The following is a 25,142-nucleotide window of genomic DNA, read 5'->3' on the forward strand; positions in this document are numbered from 1 at the left end:
AAGCCAACGAGCTCGGGGCTGGTCACAGCTCAGGGCTGGTCACAGCTCAGGCACGGTCACACAGACCAGAACACCTGAGGTTCCCGCCCGGAACCCGGTTACTTCTCGTCGTCGCTCGGCGGCGCGTAGGGATTGGTGGACCGGGGCGTCGTGCGCTGCGTCGGCACGTCGTCCTGGTCGACCGGCTCGTCCTGACGCTGGCCGTTCGCGGCGGGCGACACCTGGTCCGGTCGGGTCGGCGACCCGGTCTGCGCCCCCGTGTCCGAGGCTGCGTCCGCCGGCGCGTCCGACGGCGGCACGGCGGGAGCCGCACCCGAACCCGAAGCACCCGAACCAGCACCCGGCGCCGCCCCACCCGCAGCGCCCTCACCCGCACCCGGCCGCATCGCGCCGTACCGGGGCTCGCCGGTGGGCGTCACCCAGCGCGGGTCGGTCGGGCGGGACACCGGCGGCGCGGCCGGAGCCTGCGGGCCGCCCACCGGGGGCTGACCCGGCACCGTCGGCTGAGCGGTGGGCGCGGGGACCCCCACGGTGGCGTTGCCGCGCGACTTGCCCAGCCCGCTCGGCGACTGCATCAGGAGCGCCCGCGCGTCGCTCGCGTGCTCGTGGCCGCAGAGGATCGCGTACGTGGCGGCCACGATCTGCGACGACGACGTGAAGTCACGCCGCCCGCGGGTGAACGTGTACGACAGGATCGAGAACAGCAGGCCGAACCCGGCACCGAGCGCGATACCGGCGAACATCACCTGGAAGCCCGCCTCGCCCGCGAAGAGGGTGATCAGCAGGCCCACGAAGAAACCGAACCAGGCGCCGGAGAGCGCGCCCGCGAGCGCCACGCGCCCGTACGTGAGGCGGCCGGTGACGCGCTCGACCATGCGCAGGTCGGTGCCCACGATCGTGACGTTCTCGACGGGGAACTTGTTGTCGGAGAGGTAGTCGACCGCTTTCTGCGCCTCAAGGTAGGTGGAGTACGCGGCGACCTCGTCGCCGGCCGGCAGGGTCGGGACCTTCGGGACGGCACCCGGGCGAGACATGCTCATGCCCCATAGTCTCTCCTACCTTGCGGCCGGTGGCGAGAAGCGGGCCACAGGAGCGGGCCGTAGGCTGACCCGCGTGAGCGCCAGCACCAGGGTTTTTGTCGCACGCCTGGCAGGCACGGTGGTCTTCGACCCGATCGGCGACCAGGTGGGCCGGGTCCGTGACGTCGTCGTGCTGGTCCGGGCCAAGGGCGCGCCGCGTGCGGTGGGACTGGTCGTCGAGGTGCCTGGCCGACGCCGCGTCTTCCTCCCCCTGACCCGCGTGACCAGCATCGACTCCGGCCAGGTGATCAGCACCGGCCTCGTGAACATGCGGCGGTTCGAGCAGCGGGCCATGGAGTCGGTGGTGCTGGGCGAGCTGCTGGACCGCCGTGTCCAGCTCAAGGACGGCTCGGGCGAGGTCACCATCGAGGACGTCTCGATCGCCCGGCAGCGCACCGGTGACTGGCTCGTGGACCAGCTGTTCGTGCGCCGCCGGTCGGCGCGGGGTTCGACCCGGTTCCGCCGGGGGTCGACCATGACGATCCCGGTCGAGGCCGTGCAGGACCTCACGAGCCGTTCCGTCGAGCAGGGCGCCGCGCGCCTGCTGGAGGCGTACGAGGACATGCGGGCCGCCGACCTCGCGGACGTGATCAACGAGCTGGGGACGGCACGCCGGCTGGAGATCGCGGGCGCGCTGAACGACGATCGCCTCGCGGACGTGCTGGAGGAGCTCCCGGAGGACGTCCAGGTGGCGATCCTGACCGGCCTGGACCGGGACCGTGCGGCCGATGTGCTCGACGCCATGGAGCCTGACGACGCCGCCGACCTCCTGAACGAGCTGCCCGACGAACAGGCGACCCAGTTCCTGAACCTCATGGAGCCGGAGGAGGCGGCCGACGTCCGGCGGCTGCTGGAGTACGCCGAGGACACGGCGGGTGGTCTCATGACCACGGAGCCGGTCATCCTGGGTGCGGACGACACCATCGCCACCGCCCTGGCGCAGATCAGGCGGGCCGAGCTGCCGCCCGCGCTGGCCTCCATGGTGTTCGTGGTGCGGCCGCCGCAGGAGACGCCGACCGGCCGGTTCCTCGGCGTCGCGCACTTCCAGCGGCTGCTGCGCGAACCGCCGCACGCCGCCGTCGCCTCGGTGCTGGACGCCGAGACCGAGTGGCTGACCCATGACGCGTCGGTTGGCCAGGTGACCCGGCTGCTCGCGGCCTACGACCTGCTCGCGCTGCCGGTGCTCGATGCCCAGCGCCGACTGCTGGGCGTGGTCACCGTGGACGACGTGCTGGACCACATCCTGCCCGCCGACTGGCGGGGCAGCGACGACGAGCACCTCGAGTCGATCGCCGCGCAGTCCGCCCCGGCCGAGCGACCGAACCCCGAGCGACCGAACCGCGAGCGACCGAACCCCGAGCGACGGGAGGGGACCCGTGGCTGACCGTCTGGACACTCCGCTCGCACAGCGCCGCAGCCTGGTACCCCGGTTCCGGATGGAGCAGGACGCCGTCGGGAAGGCCACCGAGGGCATCGCCAGGTTCCTGGGCACACCGCGCTTCCTGATCTACCTCACGGTGTTCTGCGTCCTCTGGCTCGCGTGGAACGCGTGGGGGCCGGAGAACCTGCGCTTCGACAGCGCGGCCAACGGGTTCACCGCGCTCACCCTGATGCTGTCGCTGCAGGCGAGCTATGCGGCCCCGCTGATCCTGCTGGCGCAGAACCGGCAGGACGACCGCGACCGCGTCACGGCCGAGCAGGACCGACGGCGGGGCGAGCGCAACCTCGCCGACACGGAGTACCTGGCGCGCGAGATGGCGGCGCTCCGGATCGCCCTGTCGGAGGTCGCCACCCGCGACTTCGTGCGGTCGGAGATCCGTAACCTCCTGGAAGAGCTGGAGGAGAAGGACGAGCAGGGGCGCGGTCAGGGCTCCACGTCGTCGTGGACCACCACGCGCGACAGCTCGTAGGCGCCGCCCGGCAGCTTCCAGTAGTGCAGCCGCCGGGCGGACGGCGTGTTGACCTGGAGCGACACGCGCCAGCAGGCAGCGCCGTCGTCCCGCTGGCGTACCGGGTCGTCCCCACCGGAACCCGTCCGCAGACGGTGCACCTGCAGCCCGTTCATCTCGGGCGCGTGCCCGGTGAGCACCATGACCAGCGTCCAGACGACGCGGTCCCGGCTCACCCCCTCGACGTCGGCGAGCGAGGCGAGAAATCGTGGGCCGACCGTGTACTGCGCCAGCGGCCGGCCCGGCTTCTCGGCGGCCGGGATCGCGCGAGCCCACTCCGCCAGGACCTCGAACCGGAGCTGTTCCTCGTCGTCGACGAAGTAGCGGTCCTCAGGTTCCTCCGCCTCCGCGTCGCCGAGCCGACGGCGCAGGCGCGCGGCCTCCTGCCGCGCCTTGCGGAGCGCCGTCGCCTGCTGTTCGGCCCGCCGCTCACTGCGTTCCAGCCGCTCGGTGAGCTCGCCGACACGCCCCAGCAGCCGATCGACCTCCAGCTCGACCTGGTGCCGCTTGACCTTGTCGTCCACCAGCTCCTTGGTGAGCGCCGCCACCTGGGCCTTGGCGGCGTCGAGCGACAGGCTGAGGTCGCGTGCGGCCTTGCCGGCCGGTTCCGCCGGGGACTCGGACGCCGCGGGCGACGGCAGCACGTCGTGCCCACCGGCGTGCCATGCCGCGACGTCACCGGGCGTCGGGGCGCGCGAGCCGCCCGGGGGCGTCGGGACCGGCCCGGAGTCAGCCCTCGCGTCGGCCGGGCGCTCACCGAACAGGTCGGCGGGTGTGGGCGGCGTGCCGTCGGCCGTGGACTCGGCGGTCGCGGGGCGGTGCTCGGCCGGCTCGACGAACGCCAGCGGCAGCCCGACAGGCTCGAGGTGCCGGGCCCTGGCGGAGTCGCTCTCCGGAACCGGCGGCTCGAGCCACGGCGGCCCGCCGTCCAGCAGCGCGATGGCGGGGACGGGCTCGTCCTCCGACTCGTCGACGTCGTCCAGCCGCAGCGCCAGGCCGTCCAGTGGCGCGGGCATGCGGCGGGCGGCGACGACCTCGCCCGCTGTGAAGAGGTCGCTCAGCAGGTCGAGGTCGTTGCCCGTGATCTCCGCGCGGCGCACCCGCACGTGGACACCGGGCGCCAGGGAGATGCGCACGGCGTCGTGCTCGACCACCTCGACCCGGCCGAGCACGACCTGGCCCACGCGGTAGGCGGCGTTCACTGCCCGGCGCAGCGCGTCGGCGTCGGGCAGCATGCCGCGGATGTCCAGGAGCCGGCGCGCCGGGTCCAGCACGCCCGTGACCCGCATGCCCGGCGCGAGCACCCGGGCCAGCGGGACATCGGCGAAGACGAGCTCCTCCGCGATCGTGGCCTGGCCGCCGTCGTCGGTGCTGATCAGCGCGCGCGTGCCGAGCACCCCCAGCACCTTTCCGGCCGTGGGCGCGGCGTCCGGCGCGGACCGCGCCGAGCCGACGATCCCCGCGCGGACGGCGAACCGCATGACGTCGCTGACCAGGCGGTCGCGCACGCGCACGTCCTCGTCGGCCGAATAGGCGAAGTGCAGCGGCGAACGGCGAGGATGGTGCACCCACTCCAGGTCGGTCCCGTAGACGCGGGACGCGCCGCCGTAGACCTGGGTGTCCGGCGGCATGCCCGACGAGAACGCCCACGACACGTCGCCCGTCGGGATCACGACCACCTCGGCGAGCCCCGCGACGTCGTCGAGCACCCGCTGCGGGTCCACGTAGGGGGCGTCGTGCCCGGCCGGCGTCGAGATGACCACCACCGGGCTGCTGCGGCCGGGCCGCTGCAGGGCTGCGGCGAGCTCGCGAGCCTGGTCCTCCGAGGCGACACGCCGAACTCGCGTGGGAACGCGTGGCTCGGTCATGGGGCCTCCTCACCCTCGGTGGTGACGCAGCGTACCGTTTTCAACTGACCTTCATTGCAAAGTCATGAAAGGCCACGCTGATTCCAGTACCCCTGGACCTCGCCCATAGGATCGATTCATGACCGTCGACTCCCCCACGCTCGAGGCTCGGGTGCGTGACGCACTGACCGGTGTGATCGACCCTGAGATCCGCCGCCCCATCACCGACCTGGGCATGGTCCGGTCGGTCGACGTGGCCGACGGCGGACGCGTCGCCGTCGGCATCGACCTGACCGTCGCCGGTTGTCCCATGAAGTCCACGCTGATCAGGGACGTGACGGCGGCCGCGAGCGCGGTCGACGGCGTGACCGACGTCGACGTCGAGCTGGGCGTCATGACGCCGGAGCAGCGCTCCTCGCTGCGCTCGATGCTGCGCGGCGGGTCGGGCGACCCGGTTATCCCGTTCTCGCAGCCGGGCTCGATGACCAAGGTATACGCCGTGGCGTCCGGCAAGGGCGGCGTGGGCAAGTCGTCGGTCACCGCGAACCTCGCGGTGGCACTGGCGCGGGACGGGCTGTCGGTCGGCGTGATCGACGCGGACATCTACGGCTTCTCGATCCCCCGCATGCTGGGGGTGGACCGGCAGCCCACGCGCGTCGACAACATGCTGCTGCCGCCCATCGCCCACGGCGTCAAGGTGGTCTCGATCGGCATGTTCGTGCCGGCGGGCCAGCCCGTGGTCTGGCGGGGTCCCATGCTGCACCGTGCGCTGGAACAGTTCCTGGCGGACGTGTTCTGGGGCGACCTGGACGTGCTGCTGCTCGACCTGCCGCCGGGGACGGGTGACATCGCCATCTCCGTGGCGCAGCTGCTGCCGTCGTCCGAGATCCTCGTGGTCACGACGCCGCAGGCCGCCGCGGCCGAGGTCGCCGAGCGCGCGGGGTCGGTGGCGACCCAGACGTCGCAGGGCGTGGTCGGCGTCATCGAGAACATGTCATGGCTCGAGCAGCCCGACGGCACGCGGCTGGAGATCTTCGGCTCGGGTGGCGGGGCCGAGGTCTCGGCCCGGCTCACCGAGCTCGTGGGCAAGGACGTGCCGCTGCTCGGTCAGGTGCCGCTCGACGTCGCCGTGCGCGAGGGCGGGGACAACGGCACCCCGGTGGTCCTGACCGCGCCGGACTCCCCCGGAGCCAAGGTCCTGGCCGACGTCGCCCGTGGGCTCGCGAAGCGTCGACGCGGCCTGGCCGGCCGGAGCCTCGGGCTGGCGCCGGTCTGACCACCCTGGCCCTTCGCCGGGCACGCGCCGCCGGGCGGAGCCGGTGATTTTCCGGTAGTTGTACGGTGGGCAGCGCCCCGAGCCCCCGACGAAGGAAAACATGAGCATCCCGGCCACGACCGAGAGCACCACCCCACCTGAGGACGGCGCGGAGGTCCGCGCAGCGGACGGCCCGCACGAAGGGCGGCGGCACAGCGGGATCAATCCGACGGTGTTCTTCGGCTCGGCGGCGCTGATCCTGGCGGTGGCGCTGGCCGCGATCATCTGGCCCAGCCGGACCGAACAGTACATCGGCGTGGTCGTCGCCTGGATCTCCGACTGGTTCGGGGCCTACTACTTCATCGCGGCCGCCGCGTTCCTGGTGTTCGTCATCGGCGTCGCCCTGTCCCGGGCAGGCCGCGTCAAGCTCGGCCCGGAGCAGTCCAAGCCCCAGTTCGGCCTCTTCACCTGGTCCGCGATGCTGTTCGCCGCGGGTATCGGCACCGACCTGATGTTCTACTCGGTGGCCGAGCCCGCTGCCCAGTACCTGGCGCCGCCGGTCGGTGACGGCAGCACCGTCGAGGCGGCCCGAATGGCCATCGTCTGGACGTTGTTCCACTACGGCGTCATCGGCTGGGGCATGTACGCCCTGATGGGGATGGCCATCGCCTACTTCGCCTACCGGCGCAACATGCCGCTGAGCATCCGGTCCGCGCTGCACCCGCTGTTCGGCGACCGCGTCTGGGGCAAGCTCGGCGACGCCGTCGACATCGCCGCCGTGCTCGGTACCATCTTCGGCCTGGCGACGACGCTCGGCATCGGTGTCGAGATGCTCAACCGCGGGCTGTCCGACCTGATCGGGGTACCGATCGGCGTCGGCGCGCAGGTGGCCCTGCTCGGGCTGGCGGTCGTCATGGCGACCCTGTCCGTGGTCTCCGGCGTGCAGCGTGGCGTGCGGCGCCTGTCCGAGCTCAACGTGGTGCTCGCCCTCGCGCTGATCCTGTTCCTGCTCGTCACCGGCAAGACGACGTTCCTGCTGAACGGCCTGGTGATGAACATCGGCGACTACGTGTCCCGGCTGCCCGGCATGACGCTGAACACGTTCGCCTTCGACGCGCCCACCGACTGGCTGAACGCGTGGACGCTGTTCTTCTGGGCCTGGTGGGTGGCCTGGGCGCCGTTCGTCGGCCTGTTCCTCGCGCGCATCTCGCGGGGCCGGACCATCCGCCAGTTCGTGGTCGGCACGCTCACCATCCCGTTCCTGTTCGTGCTGCTCTGGGTGTCCGTCTTCGGCAACAGCGCCCTCGACTTCATCCGCGGCGGCAGCGCCGAGGGCGCCGCGTTCGGCAACGCCGCGATGAACGACCCCGCGTCGGGGATCTTCGCGCTGCTGGACCAGTTCCCGGCGGCCCCCGCGTCGATCGGTCTCGCGATCTTCGTCGGCCTGCTCTTCTACGTCACGTCCGCCGACTCCGGCGCGCTCGTCCTGTCCAACCTGACCTCCCGGCTGCACCAGGCCGGCGACGACGGGCCGGCCTGGCTGCGGACCTTCTGGGCCGCCGCGACCGGCCTGCTCACGATGGGCATGCTGCTCGCCGGGGGCATCGCGACGCTGCAGTCCGGAACGATCATCATGGGCCTGCCGTTCTCGCTCGTGATGTTCGGCGTGATGTTCGCGCTCTACAAGGTGCTCCGCACCGAGGGACAGAAGTTCGACACGCTGCGCACGGCCCTGCCGTCCAGCCTGTCCGGCCGTATCGGGCACACCGGCACAGCCGGCGCGCCAGGCTGGCGACAGCGGCTCAAACGGCTGGTCAGCTTCCCCGACCGGCGGAACGTGCTGCGGTTCCTCGACACGACGGTGCGGCCTGCTCTCACCGAGGTGTCGGAGGCCCTGGAGGAGCAGGGCATCACGACGTCGTGCACCGAGACGGTCGTCGGCGACTCCGGCCTGCCCGCCGTCTCGCTCACCGCCGAGCACGGCGACGAGGCCCCGTTCACCTACACGCTGTGGCCGCAGGCGCACCCCACGCCGACGTTCCGCATGAACACCTCGGACCAGGACGACACCTACTTCCGGGTCGAGGTACTCCTCGCGGAGGGTACGCAGGGCTACGACGTGACCGGCTACGCCAAGGAACAGCTCATCGCCGACGTGCTGGACCAGTACGAGCGGCACCTGCTCTTCCTGCACGCGAGCAGCTCGCCGGCGCACCGCACCGAGCAGATCGACGGCTGACCACCGCACACCCCGCAGATCCCGCCCGCCCCGACCCGGAGCACCACCATGAGCACACCGACCACCCTGTACATCGACGGCACCTGGGCGGCAGCGGCCGCCGGCGGCACCCGCGAGATCCGCTGCCCCGCGGACGGCTCGCTCGTCGCCGAGGTGTCCGAGGCGACCGCCACCGACACGGAGCGGGCGATCGCCGCGGCGCGCCGGGCTTTCGACACCGGACCCTGGCGCAGCACCACGGGCCCGGAACGCGGCGAGCTGCTGCACCGCGTCGCCGACCTGCTCACCGAGCGGGCGGAGGACTTCGCCCTGGCCGAGTCCCGCGACACGGGCAAGCGCCTGGTCGAGAGCCGCATCGACATGGACGACTGCATCGCCTGCTTCCGCTGGTTCGCCAAACTCGCGGGCGCCGACGCCGGCCGGGTGGTCGACGCGGGCGACCCCGACGTGCTCAGCCGGGTGGTATACGAGCCGGTGGGTGTCTGCGGCCTCATCTCGCCGTGGAACTACCCGCTGCTGCAGGCCGTGTGGAAGGTGGCGCCCTGCCTCGCCGCCGGCAACACCTTCGTGCTCAAGCCGAGCGAGCTCACGCCGCACACCGCGGTGCTGCTCATGGAGATCCTCACCGACGCGGGCGTGCCCGCCGGTGTCGCCAACCTCGTGCTCGGGGCGGGTCCCGAGGCGGGCGCTCCGCTGTCGAGCCACCCGGACGTCGACCTGGTGTCGTTCACCGGCGGCCTCGTCACCGGCCGCGTCATCGCGGCGAGCGCTGCGGCCACCGTCAAGAAGGTCGCGCTGGAGCTGGGCGGCAAGAACCCGAACGTCATCTTCGCGGACGCGGACTTCGACGCCGCCGTCGACAACGCGCTCAACGGGGCGTTCGTCCACTCGGGCCAGGTGTGCTCGGCCGGGGCGCGCCTGGTGGTCGAGGAGTCGATCCACGACCGCTTCGTCGACGAGCTGGTGCGCCGCGCCCGGAAGATCCGCCTGGGCGGCCCGTGGGACGAGTCGGCCGAGACCGGCCCGCTGATCTCCGCGGCACACCGGGACAAGGTCACGGCGTACGTCGAGAGGGCGGTGGAGGAGGGCGCCGTCGTCCGCTGCGGCGGCGAGTGGGGCACGGGCGAGCTGGAAGCCGGCTTCTACTACCTGCCCACGGTGCTCGACGGCGTCCGCCGCGGCAGCTCCGCCGTCGTCGACGAGGCATTCGGTCCCGTCGTCACCGTCGAGACGTTCCGCTCCGAGGACGAGGCGGTCGAGATCGCGAACGACACGTTCTACGGCCTGGCGGGCGCCGTCTGGTCGCAGGACGCGGGTACGGCGCAGCGGGTGGCGAACCGGCTGCGGCACGGCACCATCTGGATCAACGACTACCACCCCTACCTGCCGCAGGCGGAGTGGGGCGGCTACGGGCAGTCCGGCTTCGGCCGGGAGCTCGGCCGGGCCGGGCTGGCCGAGTACCAGGAGTCCAAGCACATCTACCAGAACCTGCGCCCGGCGGTGACCGGATGGTTCGGAGGCACCGATGACTGAGCTGCCGGCGAAGCGCCCCGAGCGGCAGTCCGCCGCGGCGGCGGATGATCGTGCCTTCGACTACGTCGTGATCGGCGGAGGCTCCGCCGGGGCTGCCGTCGCGGCCCGGCTCAGCGAGGACCTAGCGGTCTCGGTGGCACTCCTGGAGGCCGGCCCGTCCGACGTCGGCGACGAGGCGATCCTGCGGCTCGACCGCTGGATGGGACTGCTGGAGTCGGGCTACGACTGGGACTACCAGGTCGAGCCCCAGACGCACGGCAACTCGTTCATGCGGCAGGCGCGTGCCAAGGTGCTCGGTGGCTGCTCCTCGCACAACTCGTGCATCGCGTTCTGGGCTCCCGCGGAGGACCTCGACGAGTGGGCGGCGCTCGGCGCCGAGGGCTGGGGCGCCGACGAGTCCCGCCCGTACTACACGAGGCTGGAGAACAACGACCAGCCCGGCGAGCACCACGGGCACGACGGTCCGGTGCGGATCCGGCAGGTGCCGCCGACCGACCCGTGCGGGGTCGCGGTGCTGGACGCCTGCGAGCAGGCGGGCATCCCCCGCGTCCAGTTCAACGACGGTTCGACGGTGGTGACCGGCGCGAACTTCTTCCAGATCAACGCCCGGGAGGACGGCGTCCGCTCGTCGTCGTCGGTGAGCTACCTGCACCCGATCCTGGACCGGCCGAACCTGACGATCCTCACCGAGCACCGGGCGAGACGGCTCACCTTCGACGGCACCCGGTGCACGGGTGTGGAGGTGCTCGGCCCGGACCTCATCCACCACCGCACGTTCACCGCGCGGCAGGAGGTGGTCCTTTCCGCGGGCGCCATCGACTCGCCCAAGCTGCTCATGCTGTCGGGCATCGGCCCGGCGGAGCACCTCACGGAGGTGGGGATCGACGTGCTGGTGGACGCACCCGGCGTCGGCTCGCACCTGCAGGACCACCCCGAGGGCGTGATCCAGTGGGAGGCGAAGCAGCCGATGGTCACCTCCTCGACACAGTGGTGGGAGATCGGCATCTTCGCGGCGACCGAGCCCGGCCTGGACCGGCCGGACCTGATGATGCACTACGGCTCCGTGCCGTTCGACATGCACACGGCACGGCAGGGCTACCCGACCACGGAGAACGGGTTCTGCCTCACGCCGAACGTCACGCACGCGCGCTCCCGCGGCACGGTGCGGCTGCGGTCGCGCGACTTCCGGGACAAGCCGATGGTGGACCCGCGGTACTTCACCGACCCGTACGACATGCAGGTCATGGTCGAGGGCATCAAGCTCGCGCGGAAGATCGTGGCGCAGCCGGCGATGGAGCAGTGGGCGGGCGCGGAGCTGTACCCGGGGCCGGACGTGCAGACCGACGACGAGATCGCCGACTACATCTCCCGGACCCACAACACGGTGTACCACCCGACGGGATCGGTACGGATGGGGGCGCTGGACGACGGCTCCTCGCCCCTCGACCCGCGGCTGCGGGTCAAGGGGGTCACGGGGCTGCGCGTGGCGGACGCGTCGGTGATGCCCGAGATCACGTCGGTCAACCCGAACATCACGGTGATGATGATCGGTGAACGGTGCGCGGACTTCCTGAAGGAGGACCGGGTGGTGGCGGGCTGAGGACTGCCGGTGGGCGCGGCTGCGGCCCGGGCTGCTGCGGCCGGGGCTGGCCGGCTGCGGTGGGGCTCGGCCGATGACAGCCAGGACCGCCGGCGCCGCCGACCGCAGACATTGACGCGCCAGCATCCACCCAGTGCAGAATTGGTTGCGGATGCAGAGCTGCCATCCGCAACCAACTCTGCAGTCGCCGATCACAGGTGCTATGAAGTCTGCACTCGGCCGGTGGGTGGCCAGAGGACGCCGCCTGTTGCCGGCCCGTGCCACGTCAGGGGCCAACCACGGCTGAGGCCAACCACGGCTGAGGCCAACCACGTCAGAGGCCAACCACGGCTGAGGCCGACCACCGGCCCTCCGGGGCACGGCCCCAGCGCGGTGCTCAGCCCGCACCGCGCGCTCAGCCCGCCGCGCGCGCTCAACCGCGCTCAACCGCGCTCAGCCGCGCTCAACCGCGCTCAGCCGCGCACGGCCGCAAGCACCTCCTGCTCCTCGGCGCGGGTGAGACCCGTGACCTTGGCGTCCGGCGTGGCGCGCAGCCAGGTGAGGGTGTCGCGAGCGGTCTCGGCGAACGGGCGGATCCGCAGTCCCGCTGCCAGGGAGGGCGTGACGTCGTGCGCCATGAAGCCGGCGTCGACCAGGTCGGCGGCCCAGAACGGGATCGACCGGGGTCCCGACCACGGGTTCACCTCGTGCTCCGCGAGCGTCGCCGGGGCGACGGGGACCAGCTCGGGGTCGGCGCCGGCGCCGTCGGCCACCTGGGCGAGCAGCTCGGACCTGGGCACCGGCGGGCAGACGGCGTCGAAGTCTCCGGTGGTGCCCGCCTCGGCCGCCGTCACGATCCACTCCGCGAGGTCGCGGACGTCGACGAGCTGGACCGGGGCGTCGACGGGCTCAGGGACCAGCACCGGCAGGCCGTCCCTCGCGGCGTCCGCGAAGCGGGCCGGCCAGTAGGCGAACCGGCCGCTCGGGTCTCCCGGGCCGACGATCAGACCCGGCCGGATCACGAGCGCCGCCGCGGCACCGGACCGGACCAGGCTCTCGCACGCCACCTTCATGGCGCCGTACGTCTCCGGCCCGGCAAACGGGTCCTCGTCGGTCTCGATGGGGTCGAGCAGGGCGAGCGTCTCGGGCGTGCCGCCCACGGTGGTGGTGTCCGCGTAGACGTTGACGGTCGACACGAACGTCCAGTGCGCGTCCGGAAAGGCAGCCACCGCACCGCGCACGTGCGACGGGACACGAGAGACGTCGACGACGGCGTCGAAGCGGGCATCCGCCAGTTCCGACGGCACCGCCTCGGAGCGATCCCAGCGGACGAGCGTGGCGCCGTCAGGCACCGTGCCGCTCACGCCGCGGGCAGCGCACGTGACGTCGTGGCCGTGGGTGAGCGCGGCCTCCGCGACCGCACGGGACAGGAAGACCGTTCCACCGAGAACCAGGATTCGCATGGCCCTACGCAACCGCATACAGACGGCGGGGACCACGTGAATCTGCCCGAGGCGAATCTCCGGCGGGCGTAAGCCGGTACTACCGATGCGGGCGGGCGCTGCCGCTGCGTCGGACGGCTGCGGATTCGGTCCGACGCACACCACCACCGGACGAGATCGGTCCGTTGACCCGAGATCGGTCGGTTGATGGACCGATCTCGCACCAAGTGACCGATCTCGATGCCGCGCCGAGGCAATGGACCGGATCAGCCGCGCCGATCCACCCGAGCCGGAGGCAACACCCGACAGCACGCGGCCCGGCCAACGCCGGGAAGCGTATTCCCACCCGCGCCTCCAGGACATAACGTTGTCCCGGCAGCCGGCCGAATGCTCCCGACCTGGACAAGGAAGTCCGCATGACGCACAGCACCCGTCGCGAGCGTCGTCGCGGGCCGGGCCGCACCGGCCGGCGCACCGACGACTCCTGAGAGGATCCTTCATGCCTGAGACCCAGACCTTCGCCCCCGGACCGCAGTACGACGGGTGGCTGACCGGCGTCGAGCAGATCAGCTACGGCGGCGACTACAACCCGGAGCAGTGGCCGGAGGAGGTCTGGGCCCAGGACGTCCAGCTGATGAACGAGGCGGGTGTCAACCTCGTCAGCCTCGGCATCTTCAGCTGGGCGCTGCTGGAGCCGCACGAGAACGAGCTCGACTTCGCCTGGCTGGACCGGGTGATCGGCCTGCTGCACGACGGCGGGGTCCGGATCCTGCTCGCCACGCCCACCGCGGCGCCGCCGGCGTGGCTCTTCGCCGCACACCCGGACGCCCGGGTGGTCGACCGGAACGGCACCCCGATGGGCCCGGGCAGCCGGGGACTCATGGCCCCCACGGCGCCCGCGTACCGGGCGGCGGCACTGCGCATCACCACGCGGCTCGCCGAGCGGTACGGCACCCACCCGGCAGTGGTGGGGTGGCACGTGCACAACGAGTACGGCGCGCCGGTCACGCTCGACCACTCCGTGCACGCCCAGCGGGCGTTCCGTGAGTGGCTGCGCGACCGGTACGGCTCGCTCGAGGCGCTGAACGACGCCTGGGGCACCGCGTTCTGGGGTCAGCACTACGCCGACTGGGAGCACGTGCAGGTACCGGCCGCCGCGCCGACGTCGGTCAACCCGGCGCAGCAGCTCGACTTCGCACGGTTCTCCGACGCCGCACTGCGCGCCTGCTTCGTGGCCGAGCGGGACGCGATCCGTGCGCACTCCACCGCGCCGGTCACCACGAACTTCATGGCGGGCACCAACCTGACCACCGACCTGTTCGCCTGGGCCAAGGAGGTGGACATCGTCTCGAACGACCACTACCTGGAGGCCGCGAACCCCCGCGCCCACGTGGGGCTCGCGATGGCGGCCGACCTGACCCGGTCCGTCGCCGGCGGCAAGCCGTGGCTGCTGCTGGAGCACTCGACGTCGGCCGTGAACTGGCAGCCGCGCAACGTGGCCAAGCGGCCCGGCGAGCTGGCCCGCAACTCGTTCTCACACCTGGGCCGCGGCGCCGACTCGGTCATGTTCTTCCAGTGGCGCGCCTCGCGCTCGGGTGCGGAGAAGTTCCACTCCGCGATGCTGCCCCACGCGGGCACGGGTTCCCGCGTGTGGCGCGAGGTCACCGAGCTGGGCTCGAACCTCGGCCGGTTGGCCGAGCTGCGCGGCTCCAGGGTGCGCGCCGACGTAGCCCTGCTGTGGGACTACGAGTCGTTCTGGGCACAGGACCTGGAGCACCGGCCCAGCGAAGGCACCCGCCACCGCGAGCGCGTCGACACCTACTACGACCGCCTGTGGCGGGACGGCCACACCGTCGACCTGGTGCGGCCCAGCCAGGGCCTGTCGGGGTACCGGCTCGTCGTCGCCCCGGCGTCGTACCTGCTCACGGCGGAGGCGGCCGCCAACCTCACCGCGTTCGTCGAGGCCGGTGGCACGCTGCTGGTCAGCTACTTCAGCGGGATCGTGGACGAGCACGACGCCGTGCACCCCGGCGGCTTCATGGCCCCGCTGCGCGACGCGCTCGGCGTGTGGGTCGAGGAGTTCCTGCCGCTGCGCGACGGCGACGCGCTGACCGTCACGTACCGGGCGGGGGCCGCGGGAGCCGGCGGCGCGAGCACCGACACCACGGATCTCACCGGCACGGTCTGGGCCGACGACCTGGTGCTCGCCGGGGCGGAGCCCGTCGGCACCTATGCCGACGGACCCAAGCCGGGCGGCGCCGCGATCACGCGGCACCGCCACGGCGCGGGTACCGGCTGGTACGTGTCGACGAGCCTGGACGTCGACGCCCTGGCCACGCTCATGGCCGACGTGTACGCGAGCGCCGGCCTGGCGCCGTCGGGCATCGTGGAGGGACTGGAGGTGGTGCGCCGCACCGGGGATGCAGCGGAGTACACGGTGGCGATCAACCACACGGAGGACGCCGTGAAGCTCGCCCTGGACACGTCCGCCACGGACCTGCTCACCGGCGATACGGTCTCGGGCGGCGCCGACATCCCGGCCGGCGAGGTCCGGGTGCTGCGCACCACCAACCGCTGACGTCGAGAGACAATGTTCCCCATGACTGAACCGCAGTGGCTCGAAGCCTGGACCGCCGAAGAGGGCGCGCGCCGGGTCGACGAGCTCTTCACCCGTTCGTTCGACGGCTCGCCCGAGGGTGTCTGGTCCGCCCCCGGCCGGGTCAACCTCATCGGCGAGCACACCGACTACAACGCCGGGCTCTGCCTCCCCACGGCGCTGCCGCACCGCACCTACATCGCGCTGCGGCCGCGCGAGGACGACCAGGTCCGGCTGGTCTCGGCGCAGGCCGAGGGGGTGTGGGAGGCGCGTCTGTCCGACGTCGCCCCCGGCGCCGTGCAGGGCTGGGGCACCTACGTGGCGGGCGTTGCCTGGGCCCTGGCCGAGGCGGGCCACAAGGTCGGCGGTTTCGACGCCGCCGTCGACTCGTGCGTGCCGTTCGGGGCAGGGCTGAGCTCGTCGGCGGCCCTCGAGGCGGCCGCCGCCGTGGCCCTGGACGCGGTGGCGGGGCTCGGCCTCGCGGCGTCCGACGCCGGCCGCGCCGAGCTGGTCGACGCCAGCCGCCGCGCGGAGAACGAGATCGCGGGCGCGCCCACCGGCGGGCTCGACCAGTCGGCGTCGCTGCGCTGCCGGGAGGGGCACGCGCTCCTGCTCGACTTCCGTCCGGGGCTGAAGCCGCTCGAGTCCGGGGTGCCCGTGCCGTTCGACCTGGCGACCGCCGGTCTCACGCTGCTGGTGGTCGACACCAAGGCGGAGCACTCGCACGTCGACGGCGAGTACGGCGCGCGCCGCGCGTCGTGCGAGCAGGCCGCTGAGCTGCTCGGGCTCGAATCCCTCCGCGACATCGCGCCGACGCTCGGTGGCATGGGTATCGAGCGGGCGCTGACCGAGCTCGAGCCGCACGATCCCGACGGCGTGCTGCGTCGTCGCGTGCGGCACGTGGTGTCCGAGATCGACCGCACCGCGCGCTTCGCCGACCTCGTACGGGAGGGACGCGCTGCCGACGTCGGCCCGTTCCTGCTCGCGTCGCACGCCTCCCTGCGTGACGACTACGAGGTCTCCTGCCGGGAGCTCGACCTCGTGGTCGACACCGCCATGGCGGCGGGCGCGCTCGGCGCGCGCATGACGGGTGGCGGGTTCGGCGGCAGCGCCATCGCGCTGGTGCGCCTGCCCGACGTCGACACGGTCGCCCCGGCGGTCGCGGGCGCCTTCGCCGACGCCGGCCTGGCCGCCCCGGCGTTCCTGCTGGCCCCGCCGTCCGCCCCGGCGGCCTAGCCACGCCTTGTCGTGGGCGTGATCGTTGCGCCTGAGCTGGAAGCACAGGCGCAACGATCACGCCCGAGACCCCGCTTCTGACACCGGTATCGCGTATTGCATAGTAGTGTGGCTCGCGCGACAGCAGGGCGTCCCCCAGCGTGTCGCCCGCTGCGCGCAAAGTCTTGGCTTCACCCAGCATTTTCATCCCGTCCGGGCGCCGACCTGCGCTAATGTCCGCCGGGCCGCCTGTCCACCGACTCCCAATGTCCCCGCCGCGAGGAGCCCACATGGGTGCCGTCCGCCAGTACGTCTTCCCCACCGCCCGGATCATCATCTGGGCGGTGATCGCCGCGGCGCTCGTCGCGCTCGCCCTCAAGGGGGCCGAGCTCGACCCGCCGGACGCGCTCCAGCCCACCGGCGAGATCACCGAGTCGGTCATCGCCGTCGAGAAGGGCTCCGTCACGAACGCGGTGACGGTGCCCGCCTCCGTGGTCGCCGACCCGCCCGTGGAGCTGAAGGCCACCGCGGACGGCGTGATCGCGGAGATCCAGGTCGACGACGCCGAGGTCGGCAAGGACAGCCGCGTCCTGTGGATCAAGACCGAGGAGCCCGTCGAGCCCGTCGTCGAGGTCGACGAGGAGACCGGCGAGGAGACCGTCACCGAGCAGGAGCCCGAGGTCACCTGGACCTCGGCCCTCGCGCCCGTCGACGGCACCGTCGACGTCACGGTGCTCAAGGACCAGGCGGTCACCGTGGGCGAGGTCATCGGCACGGTCTCCCCGGGCACGCTGTCCGTCTCGGGCACGCTCACGGCCGACCAGCAGTACCGGCTCGTCGGAGCGACCGGGAAGGCCCAGGTGACGCTCAAGGGCGGCCCCGCGCCCTTCACCTGCACGGGGCTCACCATCGGCGAGGCGCCTGCCGGCGGGGGCGGCGCGGGCGACGAGGCGATGGAGGCGTCGACGGAGACCGCCACCGGCGCCGTCCGCTGCTCCATCCCGACCAAGATCAAGGCGTTCCCCGGCCTCGGCGGGGAGATCGAGATCACCAACGGCAACGCGAAGGACGTCGTCGTGGTGCCGATCAGCGCGGTGCTCGGCACCTCGCAGACCGGCAAGGTCTGGACCGTCGCCAAGGAGGGCGCCGAGCCGAAGGAACGCGAGGTCACCCTCGGCCTGACCGACGGCCTGCAGGTGGAGATCACCAAGGGGCTGAGGCCCGGCGAGCAGATCCTCGAGTTCATCCCGGTCGACGACGGCACCGAGGGCGGCATCGACTGCGAAGACATGACCGCCTACGACGAGGCCTCGATGAGCGGCGACATCGAGACGATGCAGGCGTTCGAGGAGGAGTGCTTCGGATGACGGCCATCCCGCTCGTTGACCTGCAGGGCGTCACCCGGCACGTCGAGCTGCCGAACGGCAGCACCCTCGAGATCCTCCGCGGCGTCGACCTGACGGTCGGCCCGGGTGAGCACGTGGCGATCGTCGGCCGCTCCGGCACCGGCAAGTCCACCCTGCTGAACATCCTCGGCCTGCTCGACTCCCCCACGTCCGGCGAGTACCTGCTGGAGGGCGAGCCCGTGGGCCGCCTGCGCAGCAGGGCGCTCGCCCGGCGCAGGGGCGACGACTTCGGTTTCGTGTTCCAGCAGTTCAACCTGCTGCAGGGCCGCACGGCTCTCGAGAACGTCGCCGCGCCGCTGCTGTACGCACGCGGCAAGCAGTTCTGGAGCCGTACGCGGCTGGCCACGCGGTCGCTCGAGCGGGTCGGCCTGGGTGAGCGGCTCGACACCCGGCCGGAGAAGCTCTCCGGCGGCGAGCAGCAGCGCGTCGCCATCGCCCGCGCCCTCGTGCGCGGGCCACGCGTCATCCTGGCCGACGAGCCGACGGGCGCCCTCGACGTCGAGACCGGCCAGGCCATCATGACCCTGCTGGACGACGCGGCGAGCGAGACCGGGTCGGCACTCGTCACCATCACGCACGACCTGGCGATCGCGGCCCGCGCCGACCGCCAGTTCCGGCTGGCCGACGGCGTCCTGGTCCCGATCCACCTCGACGCACCTGCCGAGGTGGCCGAGAACGCGGCCACCGCCACCGTCGCGGTGTCCGAGACGGCGAGGCTGACCGCATGACCGGCGTCGTCGGAGCGATCATCGAGGCCTGGGACGAGCTGCGGATCCACCGGGTACGGGTGCTGCTCGCGCTCATCGGCGTGGCCTGCGCGGTCACCGCGATCACCGGGATCACGGCGTCCGTGACGATGGTCGGCCAGGCCATGCAGGAGCAGACCGAGCGCATGTCCGGCCGGGACACCACCCTCCAGGCCTGGTCCATGGGCAACGGGAACATGTCGCCCGCGGAGGTGGACGCGCTCGTCGACGGGGTCGCCGAGCGGCACGACATCTCGTACTACTCCGTGCAGGGGTCCGTCGACGTCAAGGTGCGCGGCAGCCAGGCGGGCGAGTACGTCGAGTGGTCGGCCGTCGACGTCGACAACGGCACCATCACCCGGCAGGACATGGAGGAGGGGCGCTGGTTCAGCGAGACCGACACGGAGCGGCTGGCTCCGGTGCTCGTGGTCAACCAAGCCTTCCTCGACGCGTACGCGGACGGCGCCTCCGCCACGACGCACCCGACCGTCGTGCTGGAGGGCGAGACCCCGGTGGCCGCGACCGTGATCGGTGAGGTGCCCGTGCAGTGGACCGACGAGGGGCCGCGTGCGCTCATGCTGTTCGACCAGGCGACGCACTGGTTCCCGGACCGGGTGATGGCCGACGCGTACCGGTTCTGGGTGCCGCCGGAGCTCGCCGACCAGTTCGCCGCGGTGCTGCCACGTGACCTGGCGGCGGCAGGCGTGCCGTTCGACGTGCAGCCGCCGCAGGGCGACGACCTCGTGATCGACCGCGTGCTCCAGTACCTCGTGCTCGGTGTCGGTGGGTTCGCGCTGCTGCTGGGCGGGCTCGGGCTGCTCAACATCGCGCTGGTCACGGTGCGCTACCGGATCCGGGAGATCGGCATCCGCCGGTCGTTCGGCGCCACGAGCGGGCGGGTGTTCTTCGGCGTGCTCATGGAGTCGGTGGTCGCCACCACCGTGGCCGGCGTGGTCGGTGTGGTGGTCGCCGTGGCGATCATCAAGAACATCCCGATCGACCGCATCTTCGGCCGCCCGATCGACGACCTGCCCGGCTTCCCGTTCGACGCGGCCCTGGTGGGCATGGCGTGCGCCGTCGGCATCGGCGCCCTGGCCGGCCTGATCCCCGCGATCTACGCGGTCCGCGTCAAGGTCATCGACGCGATCCGCTACTGATCCCCATCCGTCCTCGTCGAGTGCGACGAGGACGGATCGGGTCGGTCAGAGCTCGTACGTGGCCACGACCGGGGCGTGGTCGCTCCAGCGCTCGGCGTAGGTGGGCGCACGGTCCACCTCGATCTTGCGGCACGCACCGGCGAGCGACGGGTTGGCGAGCTGGTAGTCGATGCGCCAGCCGGAGTCGTTGTCGTACGCCTTGCCGCGCCACGACCACCACGTGTACGGTCCGGGGCCGTCGCCGCCGTGGGTGCGGCCCAGGTCGGTCCACCCGTGGTCGTCGAGCCACCGCGTCACGTAGGCACGCTCCTCGGGGAGGAAACCCGCGCTCCTGACGTTGCCCTTCCAGTTCTTGATGTCCACGTTCTGGTGGGCGATGTTGAGGTCGCCGGCCACCAGAGCGGGGGCAGGGGCCGCGGAGAGCTCGGCCAGGCGCGCCGTCACCTTCTCCAGGTAGGCGTACTTGGCCACCATCGTGTGCTCCTGCCCCGGGTTGGTGGAACCGGAGTGCAGGTAGGCGGAGACGGCGGTGAACGTGCCACCGCCCGGCAGCTCGACGTCGGCCTCGACCCAGCGGCCCGTGTCGGGGCCCTCCTCGACCGCGCCGGCGGGACCGTGCGCGGCGAGACCGGTACGGACCTCGCCGAGCGGCAGGCGGGACGCGACCAGCACCCCGGCCCGGCCCTTGACCTCGCTCTCGGCGTGCGCGACGTGCCAGCCGTCGAGCAGCTCACGGACGAGAGCGTCGGGGGCGCGGACCTCCTGCAGCAGCAGCACGTCCGGGGTTCGGGTGGTGATCCAGGACTCCATACCGCGGCGGACTGCCGCGCGGATCCCGTTGACGTTGGCGGTGGCGACGATCAGGGGCACCGGGGAAGCCTAACCGGAGCCTCCGACACGGGCCGGTCACGCGCTCCGCACCGCTGCTGCGCCTGGGTTCACCCTCGCTCTCGCGGGCGACATGCAATATATTGCATTCACAATGCGTTGCGCGGGGGGCGAGGACACAAGTCCTCGACGAAGCAGGACCGATCCGAGAGAGGGCATCATGAACACCACCGCCACGAAGCAGACCATCGTCCTGGTCCACGGCGCCTACGCCGACTCGTCGAGCTGGAACGGCTCGATCACGGCGCTTCGCGAGGCCGGCCACCGCGTGATCGCGGTCGCCAACCCGCTCCGCGACCTGGAGCAGGACGCGCAGTACCTGCGTGACGTGTTGAACACGATCGACGGACCCGTCGTCATCGCCGGCCACTCCTACGGCGGACACGTCATGAGCCACGCGGCCGAGGGCAACCCGGACGTGACCGCCCTGGTCTACGTCGCGAGCTTCCTCGCGGAGCCCGGCGAGAGCCTCGTCGATCTCGTCGAGAAGTTCCCCGGGGCCAAGCTCGGTGGCGCGGCGCAGCCGTTCCCGTACACCACGCCCGAGGGCAAGACGGCCACGGAGCTCTACATCGACCCGGCGCAGTTCCACGAGCTGTTCGCGGGCGACGTCGACGCGACCACGGCGGAGCACATGGCGGCCACGCAGCGTCCGCTCGGGCTCGCCGCCTTCGAGGCCCAGGCCGGCGCCGCGGCCTGGAGGTCGATCCCCTCGTGGGTGCTCTCCGCCACGAAGGACCTGGCCGTCCCCGCGGAGCTCTCGCGCTTCATGGCCGAGCGAGCGGCCGCCACGCTCGTCGAGGTCGACGCCTCGCACGCCGTGACGGTCTCCCGGCCGGAGTCCGTGACCAACGTGATCCTCGAGGCCGCGCGGTCCACCGCGCGCTGACCCGTCCCGCCGGTCCCGCCACGCCCCGCACGGCGCGGACGGGACCGGCAACGGGCACGGGGAACGTGAGCGACCTACGCGGCGTCGTGCGCCGCCTGGAGCGCGGCCACGTCGATCTTGCCCATCTTGAGCATCGCGTTCATCGTGGCGATCTCGGCCGGTGTCGAGTAGGTGCCGCAGAGCTCCTCGAGCTCCTTCGGGATGACCTGCCACGAGACGCCGAACTTGTCCTTGCACCAGCCGCAGGGGCCGGGCGCTCCGCCGTCGGCGGTCAGGATGTCCCAGTAGTGGTCGACCTCCTCCTGACCCTCCACCCGCAGGTAGAACGAGAAGGCCTCGTCGAGGTTGAGCTCTGGCCCGGCGTTCAGCCCGATGACCGCCATGCCCGCCACGGTGAACTCCACGACGAAGTCCGCGCCCGGCTGCGCACCCGGGACACCCTCGGGCGCCTTGAGCACCGTGTCGACGGACGAGTTCGGGATGTGCTCGGCGTAGAAGGCGGCAGCCTCGCCGGCCTTGTCGTTGCCGAACCAGAGGTGTGGTCGCACGGTAACCATGGCTTGCTCCTGGGTTGATCGGTGGGCGCCAACGGCCCCTTCACCTCCTCCGACCCCCCGGCCTCCGCGAACTCATCGGCCGGAGCCCTGATGGCTGAACGGAGGAGCAGTCGCTCGATCCGCCGAACTCAGGCTCGGTCGCCTGATGAGGGCGGACCGAGCGACTACTCCTCCGTTCGGCGGATCGAGCGCCCAGTCCTCCGGGCCGCTCAGCCCGCGAGCGTCCGCTCCGCCGACTCCACCACGTTGGCCAGCAGCATCGCCCGCGTCATCGGGCCGACGCCGCCCGGGTTGGGCGACACCCAGCCGGCGATCTCGGCCGCCTCGGGTGACACGTCGCCCACCACGCGCGACTTACCCGTCTCCGGATCGGTCTCGCGCGAGACGCCGACATCGATCAGCACCGCGCCCGGCTTGACCATGTCGCCGGAGACGATGCCCTTGACGCCCGCGGCGGCCACGACGACGTCGGCCCGCCGGACCAGGGCCGCGAGGTCCTGGGTGCCGGTGTGCGTGAGGGTGACCGTGGCGTTCACCGCACGCCGCGTGAGCAGCAGGCCGATCGGGCGGCCCACGGTGACGCCGCGGCCCAGCACCACGATCTCCTTGCCCGCGAGCTTGATGCCGTGCCGCTCCACCAGCTCGATGATGCCGCGCGGCGTGCAGGGCAACGAGGAGGTGACCTCTTCGTTGACCCGCAGCACCAGGCGTCCGAGGTTGGTCGGGTGCAGGCCGTCGGCGTCCTTGTCGGGGTCGACGAGCTCGAGCACCCGGTTGGTGTCGATGCCCTTCGGCAGGGGCAGCTGGACGATGTACCCGGTGCAGGCCGGGTCCTCGTTCAGCCGGCGGACCGCCGCCTCGATGTCCTCCTGCGTGGCGTCGGCCGGGAGGTCCTCCCGGATCGACTCGATACCCACCTCGGCGCAGTCGCGGTGCTTGCCCGCCACGTACCACTGCGACCCGGGGTCGTCGCCGACCAGGAGCGTGCCGAGGCCGGGTACGACCCCGCGCTCACGCAGCGCGGCGACCCGCTCCTTCAGCTCGCCCTTGATGGCCGAGGCGACAGCCTTCCCGTCCAGAATCTGAGCCGTCATGTCGTCCTCTCTCGTTGAGTGCTGGACATTCGCCCTGCCAGCGGCGATCCAGGGGCGAATATCCAGCACTCAGCGTGGGGTGTGGTTAGAGACCCGGGTAGAGCGGGAAGTTGGCCGTGAGGGCTGCGACCCGGGTCGAGAGGGCCTCGACGTCCGTTCCCGCGCCCTGCTTGAGGGCCGTCGCGATGATGTCCGCGACCTCGGTGAACTCGGCGTCGCCGAACCCGCGCGTGGCGAGCGCCGGCGTGCCGATCCGCAGGCCCGAGGTGACACGCGGCGGGCGCGGGTCGAACGGGACGGCGTTGCGGTTCACGGTGATCCCGGCGTCGTGCAGGAGGTCCTCCGCCTGCTGACCGTCGAGGTCGGAGTGGCGCAGATCCACGAGCACCAGGTGCACGTCGGTGCCGCCGGTCAGCACGGACACGCCCGCCGCCGCCACGTCGGGCTGGGAGAGGCGCTCCGCGATGATCGAGGCACCCCGCAGCGTGCGCTCCTGGCGGTCCTTGAACGCCTCGGTGCCCGCGACCTTGAACGCGACAGCCTTGGCCGCGATCACGTGCATGAGGGGCCCGCCCTGCTGGCCGGGGAACACCGCGGAGTTGATCTTCTTGGCGTACTCGTCCTTGGCGAGGATGAAGCCGGAGCGCGGCCCGCCGATCGTCTTGTGCACCGTCGAGGAGACGACGTCGGCGTGCGGCACCGGGGACGGGTGCAGCCCTGCCGCCACGAGCCCGGCGAAGTGCGCCATGTCGACCCACAGCTTGGCACCCACCTCGTCGGCGACCTCGCGGAAGGCGGCGAAGTCGAGCTGGCGCGGGTAGGCGGACCAGCCGGCGATGATGACATCGGGCCGGTGCTCCAGCGCCTTCTTGCGCACCTCGTCCATCTCGATGCGGTAGGACTGCGGGTCCACCCCGTAGGAGCCGACGTCGTACAGCTTGCCGCTGAAGTTGATCTTCATGCCGTGCGTGAGGTGGCCGCCGTGGGCCAGCTCGAGGCCGAGGATCTTGTCGCCCGCGTTGATCAGGGCGTGCAGCACTGCCGCGTTGGCCTGGGCGCCGGAGTGCGGCTGCACGTTGGCGTACTCGGCGCCGAACAGGTCCTTGGCACGGGCGATCGCGAGGTTCTCCGCGATGTCCACCTGCTCGCAGCCACCGTAGTAGCGGCGGCCCGGGTAGCCCTCCGCGTACTTGTTGGTCAGGACCGAGCCCTGGGCCTCCAGGACGGCGCGCGGCACGAAGTTCTCGGACGCGATCATCTCGAGCGTGTCGCGCTGGCGGGTCAGCTCTCCGTCCAGGACGGCGGCGATCTCGGGGTCGAGCTCAGCGAGCGGGGTCGCGAGCGGGTCGGGAGTCGATGCGCTCATAGCTCCTCGATTCATGCGGGACGGGGATAGTCGGACGGCGGTGGAGGGCACACGCGCCGCGACATCCTGCCCGGGCGCACACCCATCACGAGGTGACCCGGGGCCCAGGCGAACGACCCGTCGTCAGCATGACTCGTCGCTCCCCGGTGGTGATCCACCTGACGCCAGTCGCGACCCGAAGATCGTAGCAGCGGCGGTCGGAACCGGTTCCCCACGACCGCCCGACGACGGCGTCGCGGACCGCGAGGCGCGTGATTGCACCGAAAGTACTTGAGACCCTTTCGCGATTCACCCGTACATCGCTA

At 71.9% G+C, this 25,142-nt stretch carries 19 protein-coding genes and 1 riboswitch; of the genes, 12 read left to right on the forward strand and 7 right to left on the reverse strand.

Annotated features, from left to right (window positions below; translation table 11 throughout):
- Positions 1-98: 98 nt before the first annotated feature.
- A complete protein-coding gene (locus ACYVK7_RS24665; RefSeq protein WP_460890374.1) occupies positions 99-1,040 on the reverse strand; it encodes a YflT domain-containing protein in 942 nt (313 codons plus the stop codon).
- 73 nt (positions 1,041-1,113) lie between these two features.
- Here ACYVK7_RS24665 and ACYVK7_RS24670 point away from each other — a divergent pair, with 73 nt between their 5' ends.
- Positions 1,114-2,463: a magnesium transporter MgtE N-terminal domain-containing protein gene (locus ACYVK7_RS24670; RefSeq protein ID WP_460890375.1), complete on the forward strand. Its 1,350-nt coding sequence runs from the start codon at positions 1,114-1,116 to the stop codon at positions 2,461-2,463.
- Positions 2,456-2,989, forward strand: coding sequence for a DUF1003 domain-containing protein (locus ACYVK7_RS24675; protein ID WP_460890376.1), 534 nt, complete (start codon positions 2,456-2,458; stop codon positions 2,987-2,989). The genes ACYVK7_RS24670 and ACYVK7_RS24675 overlap by 8 nt, the downstream gene beginning before the upstream one ends.
- On the opposite strand, the gene ACYVK7_RS24680 is transcribed toward ACYVK7_RS24675, so the two are convergent.
- Positions 2,944-4,896 (reverse strand): hypothetical protein, encoded by a 1,953-nt coding sequence (locus ACYVK7_RS24680; protein WP_460890377.1) that lies wholly within the window; start codon positions 4,894-4,896, stop codon positions 2,944-2,946. The genes ACYVK7_RS24675 and ACYVK7_RS24680 overlap by 46 nt on opposite strands.
- A 118-nt stretch (positions 4,897-5,014) precedes the next feature.
- On the opposite strand from ACYVK7_RS24680, the gene ACYVK7_RS24685 reads away from it, so the two are divergent.
- The 4 genes from ACYVK7_RS24685 (at position 5,015) to ACYVK7_RS24700 (ending at position 11,502) form a co-directional block, all read left to right on the forward strand.
- A complete protein-coding gene (locus tag ACYVK7_RS24685) occupies positions 5,015-6,151 on the forward strand; it encodes an Mrp/NBP35 family ATP-binding protein (RefSeq protein ID WP_460890378.1) in 1,137 nt (378 codons plus the stop codon).
- Positions 6,152-6,251: 100 nt separating this feature from the next.
- Positions 6,252-8,369 carry a choline BCCT transporter BetT gene (gene betT, locus ACYVK7_RS24690; protein ID WP_460890379.1) on the forward strand — a complete coding sequence of 706 codons (2,118 nt, stop codon included), beginning with the start codon at positions 6,252-6,254 and terminating at the stop codon, positions 8,367-8,369.
- 48 nt (positions 8,370-8,417) lie between these two features.
- Positions 8,418-9,902, forward strand: coding sequence for an aldehyde dehydrogenase family protein (locus ACYVK7_RS24695; protein WP_460890380.1), 1,485 nt, complete (start codon positions 8,418-8,420; stop codon positions 9,900-9,902).
- Positions 9,895-11,502, forward strand: coding sequence for a GMC family oxidoreductase (locus tag ACYVK7_RS24700; protein ID WP_460890381.1), 1,608 nt, complete (start codon positions 9,895-9,897; stop codon positions 11,500-11,502). Before ACYVK7_RS24695 ends, ACYVK7_RS24700 begins: the two co-directional genes overlap by 8 nt.
- 452 nt (positions 11,503-11,954) lie before the next feature.
- Here ACYVK7_RS24700 and ACYVK7_RS24705 read toward each other — a convergent pair whose 3' ends face one another.
- Entirely contained in the window at positions 11,955-12,944 is a 990-nt protein-coding gene (locus ACYVK7_RS24705) for an NAD-dependent epimerase/dehydratase family protein (protein WP_460890382.1), read from the reverse strand.
- 478 nt (positions 12,945-13,422) lie between these two features.
- Between ACYVK7_RS24705 and ACYVK7_RS24710 the strand changes: the two genes are divergently transcribed.
- The 5 genes from ACYVK7_RS24710 (at position 13,423) to ACYVK7_RS24730 (ending at position 20,043) form a co-directional block, all read left to right on the forward strand.
- Positions 13,423-15,501: a beta-galactosidase gene (locus tag ACYVK7_RS24710; RefSeq protein WP_460890383.1), complete on the forward strand. Its 2,079-nt coding sequence runs from the start codon at positions 13,423-13,425 to the stop codon at positions 15,499-15,501.
- 21 nt (positions 15,502-15,522) lie between these two features.
- Positions 15,523-16,755, forward strand: coding sequence for a galactokinase (gene galK / locus ACYVK7_RS24715; RefSeq protein ID WP_460890384.1), 1,233 nt, complete (start codon positions 15,523-15,525; stop codon positions 16,753-16,755).
- Between the two features lie 269 nt (positions 16,756-17,024).
- Positions 17,025-18,101, forward strand: coding sequence for an efflux RND transporter periplasmic adaptor subunit (locus ACYVK7_RS24720; RefSeq protein ID WP_460890385.1), 1,077 nt, complete (start codon positions 17,025-17,027; stop codon positions 18,099-18,101).
- Positions 18,098-18,868 (forward strand): ABC transporter ATP-binding protein, encoded by a 771-nt coding sequence (locus ACYVK7_RS24725; RefSeq protein WP_460890386.1) that lies wholly within the window; start codon positions 18,098-18,100, stop codon positions 18,866-18,868. The genes ACYVK7_RS24720 and ACYVK7_RS24725 overlap by 4 nt, the downstream gene beginning before the upstream one ends.
- Complete coding sequence (locus tag ACYVK7_RS24730) at positions 18,865-20,043, forward strand: ABC transporter permease (protein ID WP_460890387.1); 1,179 nt, start codon at positions 18,865-18,867, stop codon at positions 20,041-20,043. Before ACYVK7_RS24725 ends, ACYVK7_RS24730 begins: the two co-directional genes overlap by 4 nt.
- A gap of 45 nt (positions 20,044-20,088) precedes the next feature.
- Here ACYVK7_RS24730 and ACYVK7_RS24735 read toward each other — a convergent pair whose 3' ends face one another.
- Positions 20,089-20,913: an exodeoxyribonuclease III gene (locus ACYVK7_RS24735; protein WP_460890388.1), complete on the reverse strand. Its 825-nt coding sequence runs from the start codon at positions 20,911-20,913 to the stop codon at positions 20,089-20,091.
- Between the two features lie 178 nt (positions 20,914-21,091).
- On the opposite strand from ACYVK7_RS24735, the gene ACYVK7_RS24740 reads away from it, so the two are divergent.
- Positions 21,092-21,820, forward strand: coding sequence for an alpha/beta fold hydrolase (locus ACYVK7_RS24740; RefSeq protein ID WP_460890389.1), 729 nt, complete (start codon positions 21,092-21,094; stop codon positions 21,818-21,820).
- Between the two features lie 74 nt (positions 21,821-21,894).
- Here the strand turns inward: ACYVK7_RS24740 and ACYVK7_RS24745 are convergent, their stop codons facing one another.
- The 3 genes from ACYVK7_RS24745 to glyA all read right to left on the reverse strand — a co-directional run bounded on the left by ACYVK7_RS24745 (position 21,895) and on the right by glyA (position 24,837).
- Positions 21,895-22,377 carry a VOC family protein gene (locus tag ACYVK7_RS24745; RefSeq protein WP_460890390.1) on the reverse strand — a complete coding sequence of 161 codons (483 nt, stop codon included), beginning with the start codon at positions 22,375-22,377 and terminating at the stop codon, positions 21,895-21,897.
- Positions 22,378-22,586: 209 nt separating this feature from the next.
- Complete coding sequence (locus tag ACYVK7_RS24750) at positions 22,587-23,471, reverse strand: bifunctional methylenetetrahydrofolate dehydrogenase/methenyltetrahydrofolate cyclohydrolase (protein ID WP_460890391.1); 885 nt, start codon at positions 23,469-23,471, stop codon at positions 22,587-22,589.
- A gap of 85 nt (positions 23,472-23,556) precedes the next feature.
- On the reverse strand, positions 23,557-24,837 hold the full coding sequence (gene glyA / locus ACYVK7_RS24755; RefSeq protein WP_460890392.1) for a serine hydroxymethyltransferase: 1,281 nt from the start codon (positions 24,835-24,837) through the stop codon (positions 23,557-23,559).
- A gap of 95 nt (positions 24,838-24,932) precedes the next feature.
- Positions 24,933-25,019, reverse strand: a riboswitch (ZMP/ZTP riboswitch).
- Positions 25,020-25,142 lie beyond the last annotated feature (123 nt).

The sequence above is a fragment of the Promicromonospora xylanilytica genome (genome assembly GCF_054782895.1).